A 481-nucleotide genomic window follows, 5' to 3' on the forward strand; every position below is an offset into this window, starting at 1 on the left:
TTCCTTCCCCTCTCTTTCCTCTCTCTTTCCTCTCTTTCTTCTTCTTCTTCTCTTTCTCCTTTCTTCTCTCTTCCTTTTTTTCCCTCTTCCCCCCTCTTTTTCCCTCCTCTCCTTCTTTTCCCTTTTTCTTCTCCTTTCTTCTCTCCCCCCTCTCTTTTTTTTCCTCTTCTTCTTCCTTCCTTTTCTTTTTCTCCCCTTTTCCTTTCTTCTTCTTCTTTTTTTTCTCCTCTTCCTCTCCTCTCTCCTTTCTCCCCTTCCTTTTTTCTTCTTTTTTCCTCTTCCCTTTTTCCTCCTCTTTTCCTTCCCTCTCCTCTTCTTTTTTTTCTTTCTTCTCTTCCCCCCCTTTCTTTCTTTCTTTTTTCCCTCTTTTTCCCTCCTTCTTTCCCCCTCTCTTCCCCTTCTCCTCTTTCTTTCTTCCCCTCCCCCCTCTCCCCCCTCTCCCTCTCTTCCCCTTCTTCTTCTTTCCTCTCCTCTTTCCTTT

General features: G+C 44.3%; 1 protein-coding gene. It reads right to left on the minus strand.

The genetic code is table 11. The features are described 5' to 3' along the window. The coding region (locus ACTHUT_RS21790; protein WP_440419900.1) for a hypothetical protein at positions 1–481 on the minus strand (481 nt) is incomplete at both ends.

This window comes from Neisseria sp. P0022.S010, from assembly GCF_051956635.1.